The sequence below is a fragment of the Candidatus Roseilinea sp. NK_OTU-006 genome, assembly GCF_012931985.1.
GTDB lineage: Bacteria > Chloroflexota > Anaerolineae > J036 > Brachytrichaceae > JAAFGM01.
This window is the reverse complement of record NZ_JAAFGM010000009.1, coordinates 1-14069: the sequence shown is the minus strand read 5'-3', so window position 1 is coordinate 14069 and position 14069 is coordinate 1. Positions and strand designations below refer to the sequence as shown.

Annotated in this window: 15 protein-coding genes and 1 riboswitch; of the genes, 2 read left to right on the top strand and 13 right to left on the bottom strand. The window is 63.4% G+C overall.

Translation table 11 applies throughout. From position 1 onward, the window contains the following. Nucleotides 1-4 precede the first annotated feature (4 nt). The gene (locus GXH28_RS06980) at nt 5-1156 is read left to right on the top strand and encodes a glycosyltransferase (RefSeq protein ID WP_169238302.1); all 1152 of its coding nucleotides are present in this window, start codon (nt 5-7) and stop codon (nt 1154-1156) included. Here the strand turns inward: GXH28_RS06980 and GXH28_RS06975 are convergent. The 11 genes from GXH28_RS06975 to GXH28_RS06925 all read right to left on the bottom strand — a co-directional run bounded on the left by GXH28_RS06975 (nt 1153) and on the right by GXH28_RS06925 (nt 12001). After that, a complete protein-coding gene (locus tag GXH28_RS06975) occupies nt 1153-1326 on the bottom strand; it encodes a DUF2256 domain-containing protein (RefSeq protein ID WP_169238301.1) in 174 nt (57 codons plus the stop codon). The genes GXH28_RS06980 and GXH28_RS06975 overlap by 4 nt on opposite strands. Nucleotides 1327-1331: 5 nt before the next feature. Then, nucleotides 1332-3245: a golvesin C-terminal-like domain-containing protein gene (locus tag GXH28_RS06970; protein WP_169238300.1), complete on the bottom strand. Its 1914-nt coding sequence runs from the start codon at nt 3243-3245 to the stop codon at nt 1332-1334. Nucleotides 3246-3428: 183 nt separating this feature from the next. After that, the gene (locus tag GXH28_RS06965) at nt 3429-4391 is read right to left on the bottom strand and encodes a DMT family transporter (protein WP_240550251.1); all 963 of its coding nucleotides are present in this window, start codon (nt 4389-4391) and stop codon (nt 3429-3431) included. 235 nt (nt 4392-4626) lie between these two features. Beyond that, entirely contained in the window at nt 4627-4848 is a 222-nt protein-coding gene (locus GXH28_RS16060; protein WP_206156745.1) for a hypothetical protein, read from the bottom strand. After that, nucleotides 4845-5660 (bottom strand): carbohydrate ABC transporter permease, encoded by an 816-nt coding sequence (locus GXH28_RS06955; protein ID WP_169238299.1) that lies wholly within the window; start codon nt 5658-5660, stop codon nt 4845-4847. Before GXH28_RS06955 ends, GXH28_RS16060 begins: the two co-directional genes overlap by 4 nt. After that, entirely contained in the window at nt 5657-6535 is an 879-nt protein-coding gene (locus GXH28_RS06950; RefSeq protein ID WP_169238298.1) for a carbohydrate ABC transporter permease, read from the bottom strand. The genes GXH28_RS06955 and GXH28_RS06950 overlap by 4 nt, the downstream gene beginning before the upstream one ends. Nucleotides 6536-6630: 95 nt before the next feature. Further along, a complete protein-coding gene (locus tag GXH28_RS06945; protein WP_169238297.1) occupies nt 6631-7959 on the bottom strand; it encodes an ABC transporter substrate-binding protein in 1329 nt (442 codons plus the stop codon). A gap of 82 nt (nt 7960-8041) precedes the next feature. Continuing rightward, nucleotides 8042-8839: an SDR family NAD(P)-dependent oxidoreductase gene (locus tag GXH28_RS06940; protein ID WP_169238296.1), complete on the bottom strand. Its 798-nt coding sequence runs from the start codon at nt 8837-8839 to the stop codon at nt 8042-8044. Between the two features lie 25 nt (nt 8840-8864). Next, nucleotides 8865-10379, bottom strand: a complete 1515-nt coding sequence (locus GXH28_RS06935; RefSeq protein ID WP_169238295.1) for an FGGY-family carbohydrate kinase — start codon at nt 10377-10379, stop codon at nt 8865-8867. A 2-nt stretch (nt 10380-10381) separates the two neighbouring features. After that, a complete protein-coding gene (locus GXH28_RS06930; RefSeq protein WP_169238294.1) occupies nt 10382-11197 on the bottom strand; it encodes a BtpA/SgcQ family protein in 816 nt (271 codons plus the stop codon). A 27-nt stretch (nt 11198-11224) separates the two neighbouring features. After that, entirely contained in the window at nt 11225-12001 is a 777-nt protein-coding gene (locus GXH28_RS06925; RefSeq protein ID WP_320447929.1) for a DeoR/GlpR family DNA-binding transcription regulator, read from the bottom strand. 205 nt (nt 12002-12206) lie between these two features. Here GXH28_RS06925 and GXH28_RS06920 point away from each other — a divergent pair, with 205 nt between their 5' ends. After that, nucleotides 12207-12908 (top strand): DUF6882 domain-containing protein, encoded by a 702-nt coding sequence (locus tag GXH28_RS06920; RefSeq protein WP_169238292.1) that lies wholly within the window; start codon nt 12207-12209, stop codon nt 12906-12908. Between the two features lie 14 nt (nt 12909-12922). Here the strand turns inward: GXH28_RS06920 and GXH28_RS06915 are convergent, their stop codons facing one another. Together GXH28_RS06915 and GXH28_RS06910 are read right to left on the bottom strand one after the other, a co-directional pair. Further along, nucleotides 12923-13627, bottom strand: coding sequence for a hypothetical protein (locus GXH28_RS06915; protein ID WP_169238291.1), 705 nt, complete (start codon nt 13625-13627; stop codon nt 12923-12925). Between the two features lie 103 nt (nt 13628-13730). After that, nucleotides 13731-13842, bottom strand: a riboswitch (TPP riboswitch). Between the two features lie 21 nt (nt 13843-13863). Then, the coding region (locus GXH28_RS06910; protein ID WP_169237924.1) for a transposase at nt 13864-14069 on the bottom strand (206 nt) is incomplete at its 5' end.

Sequence of the window (14069 nt, the reverse complement as noted above, 5' to 3'; positions counted from 1 at the left end):
CACAATGACACTCATAGACGCATGGTGGCTCCTTGTCGCCGGCGGCCTGCTCGTCGGCAGCGTTCATTTGCTCGTCAACCTGGCCTTCTCCGGATGGGCGGCGCGGCGGGCGAAGCCGCTCGGCGCAGATGCGCCAATGGTCTCGGTGCTGGTGCCGGCGCGCAACGAGGCGCACAACATCGAGGCGTGCATCCGCTCGCTGCTGGCGCAAGACTACCCGAACTACGAAGTGATCGCCCTGGACGACGACTCAACTGATGCAACCGGCAGGATCCTCGACCGGCTGGCCGAGCAGGATGCGCGGCTGCGCGTCATCCACCATCGCCAGCCGTTGCCGCCGGGCGTGAATGGCAAAAGCCGCGCCTGCCAATGCCTGGCTGAACAGGCGCGCGGCGAGTGGCTGCTGTTCGTGGATGCCGACACCGTGCATCGCGCCGATTCGATTCGCGCCGGCGTCGCGCGCGCGCTGGGCCTGAACGTCGCGCTGTTCTCGGTCATCCCGCGACAAGTGATGAAAAGCTGGGGCGAGCGGCTGTTCACGCCGGCCGGCTTCGCGCTCATCTACAACTTCGTCTCGCTTTGGCGCATCTACCTGGAACGCCAACCGCGCCCCTTCAACGCCGCAGCCATCGGCCAATACCTGCTGGCGCGTCGCGACGCCTACGTCGCGAGCGGCGGCCACGGTGCCATCCGCGACCAAATCCTGGACGACGTCGCGCTGGGCAAGCTGTTCAAGCAGCGCGGGCAGCGCATCGCGCTGGGCGACGGCGACTGGGTGAGCTGCCGGATGTACCGCGGCTTCCGCGAAATGGTTGCGGGCTTCTCGAAGAACGCCTTTTCGATCTTGGGCGGCTCGTTGGCGATGAGCGCCGTCTTCGTCGCCGCAAGCGTCGCGCTTTTCCTGCTGCCGTTGGCTGCCCTGATCGGCGGCGCGCTGACCGGCGAAGCGAACGGGGGAGCGGCGGCGACCGTCGTGCTGACGGCAGCGAACCTCGCGCTGGTCAACCGGCGCATCGGCCAGCCGCTGTGGGTTGCGCTGCTTTATCCGCTTCAGATCGTCGTCGGCCTCGGCGTGCTGCTCAACTCGATCCGCTGGCGCTACACCGGCCGCACGCAATGGAAGGGGCGGCTGCTCAACAGCGCGGCGCTGCGCTAATCCGTCGTCCGGCGGCGCTGACGGCGTGCTTCGCGCTGGCAGCGTTCGCTGCAATAGACTACGCTTTCCCAGTCGCGCGCCCACTTTTTGCGCCAAACGAACGGCCGGCCGCAGATCGGGCAGACCTTGGTCGGGAGGAGGGACTTCTTGGGATGAGGGGGCCGGGCCATGGGGATCACTCGACCCAGTCGGCGGCGACGACGTCAAAGCGCAGGATGTTTGCGCCATCGCTGAGAGTCAGCCGACCCTCTTCGGCATGGGTGATCCGCAGCGCGCCCGTCGGCATCGGCGCGGCCAACACGCGCGGCGGAAAGACGTATTCGCCCGCCTCGGTGAGTCGAAACACGGCGACGCCGCCCGTGTCTTCGCCGCTGCCGCCCGCAGCCGGATCGCGCGCCCGTCCGGCGAACACGATGATCCCCGGCGCTTCCCAGGCGTTCTCGGCGAGGAAGGTCATCGCGCTGAGTGGCGGCAACACATCCGCCACGATGCGCCCTTCGCCGGCCGACGCCAGCGGGCTAGCGGCCGGCGCGTTGGCGCTGACCGCGTTTTGCCAAGTGATGTCGCTCGGCGGCGGCAGCGGCATGGCCGTGCGAGGATCGGCGTTCAGCGCGTCCTGAAGTTGCTGCCATCCCTGCTGCGGGGTGTTGTCGGTCAGCCCGCCGCACGAGCGGCGATCCTGGCAGGCTTGCCATTGGGTGAGCAGGCCGCCAAAATCGAGCTTGGCCCCTTTATTCAACGCGGCGTATAAGCTCATGCGATACCACTGGTCGGCGTTGATGCCGCTGCGCAGATAGATTTCGGGGAAGGGAATGGCATATGGCGGCCGGTTCACCTGCCACACATCGTCCACCGTCCAGCCGTTGTTGGGCGATTGGGCGGGATTGCCGCTGGTGGGGCAGCCGTCGCAGGTGCCGAAGTTGACGAACGGGCGCGCGGTGGCCGAGGCGTAGCCATTCACCCAGGCTTTGGTCAGCGCCGGCGTGTTCCAGCTCATCTCGATATCGTTGCCGCCGAACACGGCGAGGCGCTCGGCGACGCCGGCGGGAGCGTGCTCTTGAAGCCAAGCGTGCACTTGTTGGATCATCTGTCCCCACGCCTGGCCGTGGGCGAAGCTGGTGTCGGCCTGTAGGGTGGCGCCGCGGTAGTTGTTGGTGCCGATGGCCAGACTTAATCGGGCAAACGCCGGCGCGCATTCCCAGTAACCGCGCAGGAACGCCTGGCTCGCTTCGGCCACTGCGGCGGTCGAAGCGAACGGATAGCCCGGCCGCCGATAGTAGATCACCCCATACTGGCCGCTATCGCTGCGCCAGGGCTGCCCAAAGGCGAGGATGACCATCCCCTGCTCGCCAGCGTTGCCGGCAGCGCAGCCCATCGCGTAGTGCAGCGCCGGGTCTAGCGTGGAGATGTAGCGGGAAGTCGTCGCCCTTACCCCCGGCGCGGGGTGGCTGAGGACCAGCGGGAGATAGGCGTTTGCTGTGGCGCTGATCGGCGGTGTTGCGCTCGCCTGCGGCACGAAGGCAACTGCGTCGAAGGCCACCTTCCGCGCGCCTGCCGGCTCACCCGTCACGTCCGTCAACTGCACGTAGTTCGGCCCAGACGCGGCGAAGTAGTGCATCCCCAGGCTGACCCATTCGGCGTAGTAGCGGTTTTGGCTAATGGCGACTGTGGTCGTCACGCTGCCGGCGACGATCTCATAGCGCGCGTTGGCCGTGCTGCTGTGGTAGCGCGGGATGAAGGCGAACACCTCGTAGGTCATTGGCCGGGTCGCCGTGATCGGCAGCATCCAACGCGCATAGTTCACGCGCGTGGCAGGCTCGCTGTAGGTGTAATACATCGCCCCGCCATAGAAGTTAAACGTCGTGCCGGTCACAGCATACCACCACTGCGGCGGGCCGAACCTCTGAAAGTCGGCATCGGTCTCGTCCACGATGATCGCCGTCGGCGGCAACGACGCCTGGCCGACCACGGGCGCCCGCAGCAGCGCCAGGCCCGCTAGGGCCGCCCCCAGGCCGGCCAGCAGCCAGCCCCATCGTCGGGCCGTCCGGCCGCGCGCCGAGGTCATGGCGTGAGCGTTCGAGGCCAACATACCCACTGATTCTAGCTGTAGTCACACCGTTCGGTGGGGCCAACGCGCGCGAGCCTGGGCGAGCGGGCAGGCGCCGCGGCTGGTGTGCAACGTTCGTCGCCGAGCCTGATGCGGGTGACAACCCGCTCGTGCGTCATGGCCCACTATGCATTGTCAAATCCCACGGGTTGGCAACGCCGTTCATCACCGGCCTTTGCGATACAGCACGATCATCGCTGCAAGCAACAGCAGCGCGCCCAGCCAGCCGGTTGGCCCGAGTTGCTCATCGAAGAGCAGCCATGCCAGAAAAGTTGAGGTGAGTGGCTCGACCAGCGTAGCGATAGTAGCGACGGTCGCCGGCGTGGTGCGCATTCCGGCCAGGAAGGCGAAATAGCCAAACGCCGTCGGCACCAGGCCGAGATAGAGCAGGCGCAGCCAGCCGGCGGTGGGGTAGCTTGCCACCAGCCCGCCCGGCGATGCCATGGCGAACGCGCCCAGCGCCAGCGCGCCCAGCGTGAAGCCGATCGCGATCGGCTGCAACGGATGGTAGCGATTAGCTAACTGCCGACTGCACAGCGTCAGCACGGCATATGCCGTGGCCGAGCCGAGCGCGAGCAGCACACCGGCCGGCGCGTCTGCCGGCAACGGACCTGCGCCAGGCGCAATGCCGACCAGCAACGTCGTGCCGGCTAACGCGCAAATCATCGCCGCGCTGATGGTGCGCGTGAGCCGCTCGCGCATGAACAACGCCGATAGCGCCGCGACGATCACCGGTGCAGTGCATAGCGTGATCAGCGTCGCTATCGCCACGCCCACGCGCGGGATGGCGGCAAAGTAGCACGCCTGATACAGCGCCATCATCGCGCCGATCATGACCACGGCGCCAACATCGCGCCGGGCGATGGCGAATGTGCGCGCGCCAATTGCCAGCCAGCACGCCGCCAGCAACGCCGGAGCCGACAGCGCCAAACGGAAAAAACCGACCGACAGTGGATTAGTTACGGATAAGACGTAGAGCGATTTCGTTGTGACGCCGACCGTGCCCCAGAGCGCGGCAGCAAGCATCACTAGAAGCAACCCGCCGCGTGACTCGGTGAAGACGGCCATGAACGAAGCCCCGGCGAGCTTCTTTGAACGGACGTCCGATAGAGGTTGACCTTGATTCATGCTGTGACGCATATTTTTGTATGGTCTGCGCTCCAGCAGGATACCCTTGCGTACGATGGCGATGACCCGTTCGGATGACGATGCCCATGAATGAAGGGCGCCCGACGGGGCATCCGATCATGATGTCATGAACGCCGCTACGCGCTCAGCGCTGAGGCCTTCCAGAAAGGGTGTGGGCAATCTGAGCGCCTGTCAAAATCGGGCGCGCGTCGCGTCCTCCAGGCCGCGGCTCAGCTCATGTGTGGTCCTGTGACAAGGGCACAATTGTGCCGGGCGACCTCGTGGTTTTGCCGGCGCCGAGGATGGCGACGAATTCACCGGGCGCGACCTTCAGCGAAACATCGCGCAGCATCGGGCGCACGCCGTAGCGCTTGCCGAGGTGAGGAGCGGAGAGCAAAGGCGATGCCTTTGGGCCGATGGCTGCGATTGTAAAAGCGCCGGCGGCGGCCAGCATCATCCCTTGATGGCGCCGCCGCCGAGACCTCGAACCAGGTACTTCTGCACGAAGAAAGAGGCAACAACCATCGGAATCACCGCGAGGATGATCGCCGCGGACATGCGCCCCATCTCGATGCCGCGGAAAGTCCAAAAACCGGCAATGCCCACCGGCAGGGTGGCGCTGTTCTTGCCGCTGAGCAACAACGCATAGAACAGATCGTTCCACGAGAGCACAAAGCCGAACAACGCCGCAGCGGTCATGCCGGGGCGGATGGTTGGCAACACCACTTTGTAGAACGCCTGCCATGGCGTGCATCCATCCACCATCGCCTGTTCCTCCAGGTCGCGCGGCACGTCGTCGAAGAAGCCGATCAGGAACCAGGTCGTCAAAGGCAGGATGAAGGTGAGGTGCGCCGCGACAATGGCCAGCAGGCTATCCAACAACTGAAGCGAATACATGATCAGGAATAGGGGGACGATGAGCGTCGCCGGCGGGAGCATCTGGGCGGCGAGCATGGTGAAGCGCAGACCGGGGCCACCGACATTAAACCGCGCAAACGCGTAGGCGGCCGGCGCGCCGATGAGGAGCGCCACCCCAACGGTCAGCGCGCCGACCAGCAAGCTGTTGCGCGCTTGGAGCGGGACGCTCGATTCCATCAACACCGCGCGCCAATGGGCAAAAGTGGGGGTGAAGCCCAGGGCAAGCGGTCGGTTGATGGCTGCCTCTGTCTTGAACGAGGCGAGCAGCGTCCAAAGGTAGGGAAAGAGCATCACGCCCAGGGCAAACGACAAGATGAGCAGAATGGGAGCTTCACGCTGAAGGCGTTTCATCGCTGGCTCAGTGATTCGCGCCGCAGGGCGTAAAACAGCAGGACGACAAGCATCAGGATCACGGCGATCAGGATGTAGGACATCGCCGAGGCCTCGCCAAGTCGAAAGTATAGAAAGCCCACGCGGTAAATGTGATACTGGATGGTCTCGGTGCTCTCCCCTGGGCCGCCACGGGTGATTGCATAGACATATTCATACACCTTGAACGCATCCAACATGCGGATGACGACCGCAGCCAGGATGGTGGGCCGCAACATGGGCAGGGTGAGATGCCAGAAGATTTGAAGAGACGAAGCGCCATCCACCCGCGCAGCCTCAAAGGGTTCTTCGGGGAGTGACTCTAGGCCGGCCAGCAACAGCAACAACATGAACGGCGTCCACTGCCACACGTCTATGAGGGCCAAGGTGATCAGCGCCTGTTGTGCGCTGAACCAGTCTATCGTGATGCCCAGCGCGCGCAGCACGCTGGGCACAACGCCGAGCTGTGAGTTCAACAAAAATCGAAACATCAACCCCACGGCGATGGGGGTGACGAACATCGGCACCAGCAACACAGCGCGAAAGAAATGACGAAACGGCGTGGCCTTGCGATGCAGGAGCAAGGCGAGCAACAGCCCAAACACCAACTCCAAGCTGACTGCCATGCCGACAAAGCGCAAGGTGTTGGCCAGCGCGTTCCAGAAGGAGGCGTTCTGGGTGAGGATGGTGAAGTATTGCGCCCAGCCGACCCAGCGGGCTTGTTCGATTGCGGTCAGCCGGTAGTCATGGAGGGAGATCCACAACGAGAAGGCCAGCGGATACCCCAGGATGAGCACCAAAGACAGCAGCAGCGGCAGCACTAGGCGATGCTTGAACGTGAGGGGCGGCTTAAGCATAGGCGAGTCTTTCAGCGTCGGTGCGCGCGGCGTGGCGTCGGCGCGCAAGGCGCTAGGGTGGTTTGCCTACAGCGCGCCGACGCCATCGGAAAGCCTTAAGGGCGCGCGAGGATGGCGCGCGTCTTTTGCGCAGCAGCGGCAAGGGCCGCCGCCACGTCCTTCTCGCCAGCCACAGCGCTGTTCAGCTCTGTGCCGACCTCGTTGATGATCTCCTCGGCGCGCGCGCCGCGGGCGAGGGGTTCGGCATCCTCCAGGATTTTCAGCACGGTCTCGTAGTATTGCTGTCCGAAGCCCTTCTCCCACACCTCGCGATCCTGCATTACGCTGACGCGCGTCGGCGCGCCGCCGGCGATCACCCGCTGTTTGTCTATCGCCTTCGAGGTGATCCAGGCGATGTAGGTCCAGGCAGCATCCGCGCTGGCCGTGTTCTTCGGGATCGCCCAATGCCACGCCCCCAACACCGCCTTGCCGCCGGGGACTTCGTGCAAGGCAAACTTGCCGGCCAACTCGCCGGCCGGGCCGTCAGACTTGTTCAGCGTGGGCAACATCCAGTTATACGAGAGCATCGTGGCCGACTCGCCGCTGGACATGGAGCGCAGGGCTTCATCGAAGCCCCAGTTCACCGAGTTGGGCGGAGCGGCGTTCTTGTACATGTCAATGTACATCTCCAAGGCCTGTTGTGCGGCGGCATTGTCTATGATGACGTTGCCCGCAGCATCGAGGAGATTGCCGCCGGCTGCGTATAGCCAGTTCTTCCACTCCTCGAAGATTTTGTAGCCGCGTTGGGGTTGCATGGCCGCCCCGAAGATGCCTTGCGACTTGAAGAACTTGCCGACCGCGACGTAGTCCTCTAGGGTAGTAGGGACTTGAAGCGGTTTGCCGAACGCCTGTTGGAACTTCGCCTGATAGTCGGGGTTATCGAACAGGTCTTGGCGGACGATCAGGCCAAGTGCGTAGTTGTAGTACGGCACGCCGTAGACCTTGCCGTCCACCACGCCGATGTCGCGCAGCGGCCCGACAAAATCGTTGAAATCGTAGTCCGGCGCCCGCGCGATGTAATCATCGAGCGGGAGCAAGAAGCCCGCGCGGGCAAACTCATCCATCCACGGATTGTCCACGATGATCACATCGTAGCTTGCCGAAGGCGCCAAGGCGGAGGTCAGAATCTTATCCCGCATGGCGTCATAGGGCATGGCATCGAACGTGATCTTGATGTTGGGGTGCTCTGCCTCGAACTGGCGGGTCAGCGATGCGACGATGTCGTAATCGGGCACCTGCTCCATGATGATGCTGAGCGTGACCGGCGCTGCAGCAGCCTCAGATGGGCGCGTGGGAACGGTCGTGGCGGCGGGGGCTGAAGGCGCTGCGCAAGCAGCCAACAATGCCGCCGCACCGAGAAGGAAAGAGAAGCGATGGCCTTTCATCAGTTGAACACCTCACTCGTTATTGGTGGTCAAACGAAACAAGAGTTTTGGGCGAACGATCAGGTCGTGAAAGAGTGTTGAGTCAATCCATCCATGCACCTCCGTTCACGTTGATGGCCTCACCGGTGATGAAGTTGGCATCATCCGACGCCAGGAAACACACCACGCGCGCGACATCCTCCGGCGTTTCCAAGCGGCCCAACGGCGTGTCGGCAATGTAAAGCTGGCGCACGGCTTCCGGCGTGGCACCGCGCAGATGGGCTTCCCACTCCAGTTCGCGCGCTTGCATGGAAGTTTGCACGTAGCCGGGGCAGACGGCGTTCACCAAGATGCCTTGAGGCGCCAACTCGCCGGCCATGGCTTGGGTGAGGCCGACGACGGCGAACTTGGAAGCGACGTAGTGGGCGAGGAAAGGCGCGTTGCCGCGCTTGCCGGCCATGCTGGCGATGTTGATGATGCGACCACGCAAGCCGGCTGCGTCGGGCGGCTGCGTCAGCATTTGTCGCGCGGCGTGCTGTGCGCACAAGAAGGTCCCTTTGGCGTTGACGTTCATGTTGAAGTCCCAGTCGTGCTCGGTAAGCTCCACGAATCGGTTCATGGTGCTCACGCCGGCGTTGTTCACCCACACGTCGAGCCGCGCGCGTCGCGCGAGGACAAAGGCGATCGCCTGAGCGATGGCGGGGGGATTCGTGACGTCCAATGCCACGGCCTCAGCCTGGCCGCCGTGCTGTCGGATGGACTCAGCCGCCTGATGGGCGCCGGCTTCATCCCGGTCGGTGACCGCGACCCAGGCGCCTTCGGCGGCCAAGCGCGTCGCGATGGCGCGCCCGATGCCGGTTGCGGCGCCGGTCACTACAATGGTTTTGTCGGTGAGTTTCATCGTCCTTACTCCAGTTGATCTGCGTTCACGTCTGCGCCGGCGCGTCTTCGTCGGCAAGCGACAGGCGGACGAACAAGGGGCGCAACCGTTCGTACGCCTGGCGATAAACCTCAAAGTGATCGCGGTAGCGCCGATGACGCTCCGCGGCCGGATGAATGACCGAGGTGATGGTGATGAAACGCTCGATCTCATCCCATCCGGCGAAGCTCCCTATCCCTTTACCCGCGACAAAGGCCGCGCCCAGCGACGAGCCGGGATGATGCGCGATCTGCTCCAAGGGATGGTTCAACACGTCGGCCACGATCTGCTTCCAGAGCGCCGACCGCGCCCCGCCATTCGTCACGCGCACGCGCGATATGCTCAGCCCACGCTCCGCCAATACCTGCACGTGGTGATAAAACCCCATGGCGATGCCCTCGAGGATGGCGCGGTACAGGTGTGCGCGGCGATGCGACAAGGTGAGGCCCAAGAACAGGCCGCGGGCAAGGGGATCATGGATGGGGGTCTTCTCGCCGAGGAAATACGGCAACATCACCAGCCCCTCTGCGCCGGCAGGGACTTGCGACGCCTCGGCGTCCAAATCTGCATACGACATCTGCGGCGCGAACTCCTGGCGAAACCATTTGATGATGCTGCCGCTGGCAGCCATGCAGCCGTTGATGAGGAATTTGCCGGGGATGAGGTGGTAGTCCAGGAACAAGCGCGGGTCAATCTCCAGCCGGTCGAGGCAGTAAAGGATGTCCCCCGCGCCGCCCAATTTCACCAGCAGGTCGCCCGGCGCCCGTATGCCTGCCGAGAACGCCGAAGCAATATGATCGGCGCTGCCCGCGACGACGGGCGTGCCCGCCTTCAGGCCGGTGAACGCCGCCGCTTCGCGCGTGACCGCGCCCACGACGTCGGCTGGCCAGCGCACTTCACCCAGCCACGCCCGCTCTGCGCCGGCTAAGGTCAAAATCGCCTCATCCCAATCCTCGCGCTGCAGGTCGAACAGGCCACTCTCCAAGGCCCAGTTGCGCTCGAGCGAGGCAACGCCGGTCAGGCGATACACGATGAAGTCATAGGAACCCATCACACGGCGCACACGGCGCATCACCTCGGGTTCATGCCGGCGCAGCCAGAGCAGTTTCGGACCAATGCTTTGCTGCGTGATGGCGCTGCCGGTGCGGCGCAACACCTCCCCCTCGTCGCACGCTGCCTTGAAGTCCTCAATTTCACGATGAGCGCGCGCGTCATTTTGTTGGATCGAAGGGCGCAGGGGGCGCCCGGCGTCGTCCGTGAGGATGAGCGTGGGCACCATGCCGCTCACTCCTACTGCCGCGATGTCCGACGCCTGCGCTGCCGACTGCTGGAGACAAGCATGAATGACGATGGGCAGGTTGCGCCACCACGCCTCGGCGTCTTCTTCGGCCCACCCTGGGCGCGGCGCACACAGGGCGGCTGCAGCCTCGGCCTCCGCCACGATGCGCCCCTCCGGCTCACAGAGGATGGCTTTGGTGGCGGTGGTGCCGATGTCAATGCCGAGCAACAGTTGTCGCGCCATGATTACGCGTGTTTGCGCGCTTCGCGCACGGCGTCCATGAAGGCCCGCACCCGATCCGGGTCCACCGGATTCCAGGTGTAGCCGTCCACCTTCAAGCCCGATCCCACGATCACCCCATCCGCAACGGACAGGAACTGTTGAATGTTCTCCACCCGTGCGCCCGTGTTGAGAAGCACCGGCACGCGCCCGCCGGTGGCCTCCTTGGCCTCGCGCAAGTGCTCAAGGTCCGGTTCAGCGCCGGCCATCGGCCCGGAGACGAGCAACGCATCGGCCAGCGAGGAGACAACCGCGCTGCGAGCCACCTGCCCTACCGAGCGACGCCCCAAGGGCGAGGCGAACTCCGGCGTGATGTTGTAGAAGACCTTCACGTGGCCGGCGCCGATGTGGCGACGGTAACGCAGCACCGCAGCCGGGTTGGTATTCCACAAGCCCATGTCGCTCTCGTAGACGCCGGTGAATACTTCGCGCACGAACGCCGCGCCGGTGGCCAGCGCAAGCGCAATCGGCGCCCGCGCATCCCAGAGGAAGTCCACGCCGAAGGGGCGGTCGCGCGGGGCAGTCTCGGTGATCACGCGCGCCATGACGGCGACAGCCTCAAAATCCGCCTGCAAGGCGTACGGGCGGTCGCCTTCATTACAAAACAACAGGCCGTCCACGCCGCCGTCCAGGAGCACGCGCACGTCGCGGCGCACGCTTTCTAGGATGCCTATCACCCCCTGCGACTCATCATAAAGCGGCGTCCCGGGCAACGGCGGGAAATGCACCATCGCGATGACGGGCTTGGGATTTTCAAAGAGCGCTTTCAGCACGTGACTCATGTTCAATGACCCCTTTCGGATTAAGCGTTATGCAAGCATCACGCGAACTCCGGCTTCCTCGATCTGTCGCACAACCTGGGCATCGGCATCGGCATCGGTCACCAGGGTGTTGATGCCGGTGAGCGGGCCGATGAAAGCGAACGCAACGCGCTCCAGCTTGCTGGCGTCGGCAACCACAATGCGCTCTTTGGCCGATTGCAACATCGCCTGCTTGACGAGCGCGTCTTCCAGGTTGAACTCGGTCAGCCCTGCCTTGAGGCTCAGCCCGCCCACGCCAAGGAAGAGCTTATCCACGTAGAACTCGCGATAGGCCCGCTCGGCGAGATGGCCGATCAACGAAAGCTCACCCGAGCGCAACACCCCGCCGACCACAATGACGCGAATGAGCGGATGATTGGCCAGCACCTGCGCGATGGGCAGGCTGTGCGTCACCACGGTCAGATTGTGCTTATCGCGTAGTGCGCGCGCCACCTCCAACGTGGTCGTGCCGACATCCAGCGCCACGCTGTCGCCGTCTTGCACTAAGGACGCAGCCATCTGGCCAATGCGTTGCTTCTGCGCTTGGTTTGTGGCCACGCGCGCAGGGAAGGGCGGCTCGAAGCTGCGCCCGCGCGCGCTCACCGCCCCGCCATATGTGCGGCGGATCAACCCGGCCTGTTCCAACTCTTGCAGGTCGCGCCGCACGGTCATGTCGGAGACGCCAAAGCGTTCGCATAGCTCAGCAACGCGCACCACACTCTGCCTTTCCAGGAGTTGCAGAATCACCTGCTGCCGGGCATTCGCGTGTATGTTTGATTCGTACACATCTGACATTATAAACGTCTGATCAAACAAAGTCAAACAGCCAGATCGGTGCTTATGCACAACCTATCACGAGTTATGCCAAATTACGGGAGTGGATGCCGGCTTGAGATGAGTTGACGTTTTGCGCAGCCTGTGGGATACATGTAGCGCAGATTGGCCACCATACGCCGCAGTCCGTCGGGCTGGGACTGACATGCCACAAGCGATGGCCTCACAAACATTCGAAGACCTATTCACCAAACACGGCTCGGCATCGTTCGATAAGCAAATCTACCTCGATGCCATGCTGGGCAAGTGCGGCTGGGCGTTCGACCTGAATAGCGGCGTGCTCGCCTTCCGCCGGCCTCATGCAGAAGACCTCCAGTTGAACGTACAAGTGCTAGGCACCGAGTCGGAAGATAGCCGAACGTGGCTATGGGGTTGGGCCAACCCGAGCAACATTCCGGCCGCGCTGCTGAAGTCGGCGAACGAGTTAAGGGCATTCGGCGCAGCCGACGACGTGCCCGAACTCACCACGCCCGAGTTACCGATTACGCCGGAGGTGAACCCGCAGCACATCGCGATGGTCGCTTGCGGTGTGCAGCGCGCCGGTTGTTTCTTCCGTGCGCCCTACCCGCGCGGCGCGCTCTACTTGCTGATCAAAGACCCGCGCTATAAGCGCTCGGTCGCCCGGCCGATCCCGCGCATCGTGCGCATCTTCCCTGCCTTCCTATCTCGATACCCGGTGCACCACCCGCGCGCGGCGTTGCTCAGCTACTTACAGTTCTATCGGCTGGATGTGCGCGAGGAAGGCCGGCACATCATCGCAACGACGAAGGCGGCGCCCCGCTCCCTGCTCGGCGCCGGCGCGCCGCAGCAACTGGTGGCTGAATTTGATGATCAAGATCGGCTCATCGCGCTCCGCTGATGCCTGACCCGCGCTCACACCTCAGCGACTTTGGCCATCGCCTCCCAGAAATGCCACTCGCTCTCAAGCAGCAGCCGCGTGGACTCGCGGATCTGCTGAGCCGTCACGCCCCGGTCGAGGGCCGCCTGCAAGTTTAGTGTGTCCGGCTTACATCCCGGGCAATCCCCCAATGCCGCCCCTCGCTCCAGCGCGCTCTGAATGTAGGGCAACACCTCTTCGTCTTTGGGCTGATAGTTGGCGTACATTTCGAAGAAGCGCACGGCCTCGCGGCTGAGGCCGTAGTGCATTTGCAACGCGCGGCTGACACGCATGGCATTCGCGATCCATACCTTTGCGTCGAAGTAAAACGCAGTGATCAGGTCTGCATCGCTGCCGTACAGGCACATGAACGTCTCGTAGTAGCTGAACATCATGGCCTCGAGCAGCATCGGCCCGGCCTGTAGATCCACCTCGCTCAAGCCGAGCGCCTCGGCAAAGGTGAGCACTGCTTCGCAGACGGCGAACTCAGCTTGTAGGAACTCGTTGAGCTTCTTGCGACTGGGTTGATGGCCATAGCGAGCTAGCAACAGCGCGATGTTTTGCAAACCGTGGGACACGATGTGGTACTGCTGAGTGGCCAGAGTCTTCAATGCTTCTCGAGGCACACGCCCTTCCTCTAGGGCTTGCACGTAACGGTGTGTCACGATGCGCTGCAGAAGGGGCTGCAGTTCGCGATTCAAGTCTTGTAGCAGTCTGGCTGAATCTTGGATAACAAGTTGTTCGGTCATAGCTAGCGTAACCTCCAAACAAAAACACCCTCTGCTGTGCAGAGGGTGTTTTAGATGTAACCGCTCACCACATTCCTGCGCCAGCATTATCTGGATCAGGTTCAACGGGTCGAGAGCTAACAGCTCTCCTCTCAGCCTGGTTGCACCAAGCTCCCCGTGTGATTGTTTAATTGATTAAGAGCCTATCTCTAAACCTCGCATTTGCGCCAACAGATGATGGCGCAGGCGAAAAACAGCAGGGACAGATAATTGCTCGCCTTCTTCTCCCAGCGAATCAGCAACCGACGAAAGCGATTGAGCCATGAATGAGTCACTTCGACCACCCAGCGGCGCGACTTGCGTCGGCCCGGCTTGCGTTGGCGTTTTTTTGGGCGTTCTCCTTGTCCGGCACATG

Excerpts from the sequence above, each read along its gene's own strand:
- GXH28_RS06980 (WP_169238302.1), top strand. The coding sequence starts at position 5 with ATGACACTCATAGACGCATGGTGGCTCCTTGTCGCCGGCGGCCTGCTC.
- GXH28_RS06975 (WP_169238301.1), bottom strand. The coding sequence starts at position 1,326 with ATGGCCCGGCCCCCTCATCCCAAGAAGTCCCTCCTCCCGACCAAGGTC.
- GXH28_RS06970 (WP_169238300.1), bottom strand. The coding sequence starts at position 3,245 with ATGTTGGCCTCGAACGCTCACGCCATGACCTCGGCGCGCGGCCGGACG.
- GXH28_RS06965 (WP_240550251.1), bottom strand. The coding sequence starts at position 4,391 with ATGAATCAAGGTCAACCTCTATCGGACGTCCGTTCAAAGAAGCTCGCC.
- GXH28_RS16060 (WP_206156745.1), bottom strand. The coding sequence starts at position 4,848 with ATGATGCTGGCCGCCGCCGGCGCTTTTACAATCGCAGCCATCGGCCCA.
- GXH28_RS06955 (WP_169238299.1), bottom strand. The coding sequence starts at position 5,660 with ATGAAACGCCTTCAGCGTGAAGCTCCCATTCTGCTCATCTTGTCGTTT.
- GXH28_RS06950 (WP_169238298.1), bottom strand. The coding sequence starts at position 6,535 with ATGCTTAAGCCGCCCCTCACGTTCAAGCATCGCCTAGTGCTGCCGCTG.
- GXH28_RS06945 (WP_169238297.1), bottom strand. The coding sequence starts at position 7,959 with ATGAAAGGCCATCGCTTCTCTTTCCTTCTCGGTGCGGCGGCATTGTTG.
- GXH28_RS06940 (WP_169238296.1), bottom strand. The coding sequence starts at position 8,839 with ATGAAACTCACCGACAAAACCATTGTAGTGACCGGCGCCGCAACCGGC.
- GXH28_RS06935 (WP_169238295.1), bottom strand. The coding sequence starts at position 10,379 with ATGGCGCGACAACTGTTGCTCGGCATTGACATCGGCACCACCGCCACC.
- GXH28_RS06930 (WP_169238294.1), bottom strand. The coding sequence starts at position 11,197 with ATGAGTCACGTGCTGAAAGCGCTCTTTGAAAATCCCAAGCCCGTCATC.
- GXH28_RS06920 (WP_169238292.1), top strand. The coding sequence starts at position 12,207 with ATGGCCTCACAAACATTCGAAGACCTATTCACCAAACACGGCTCGGCA.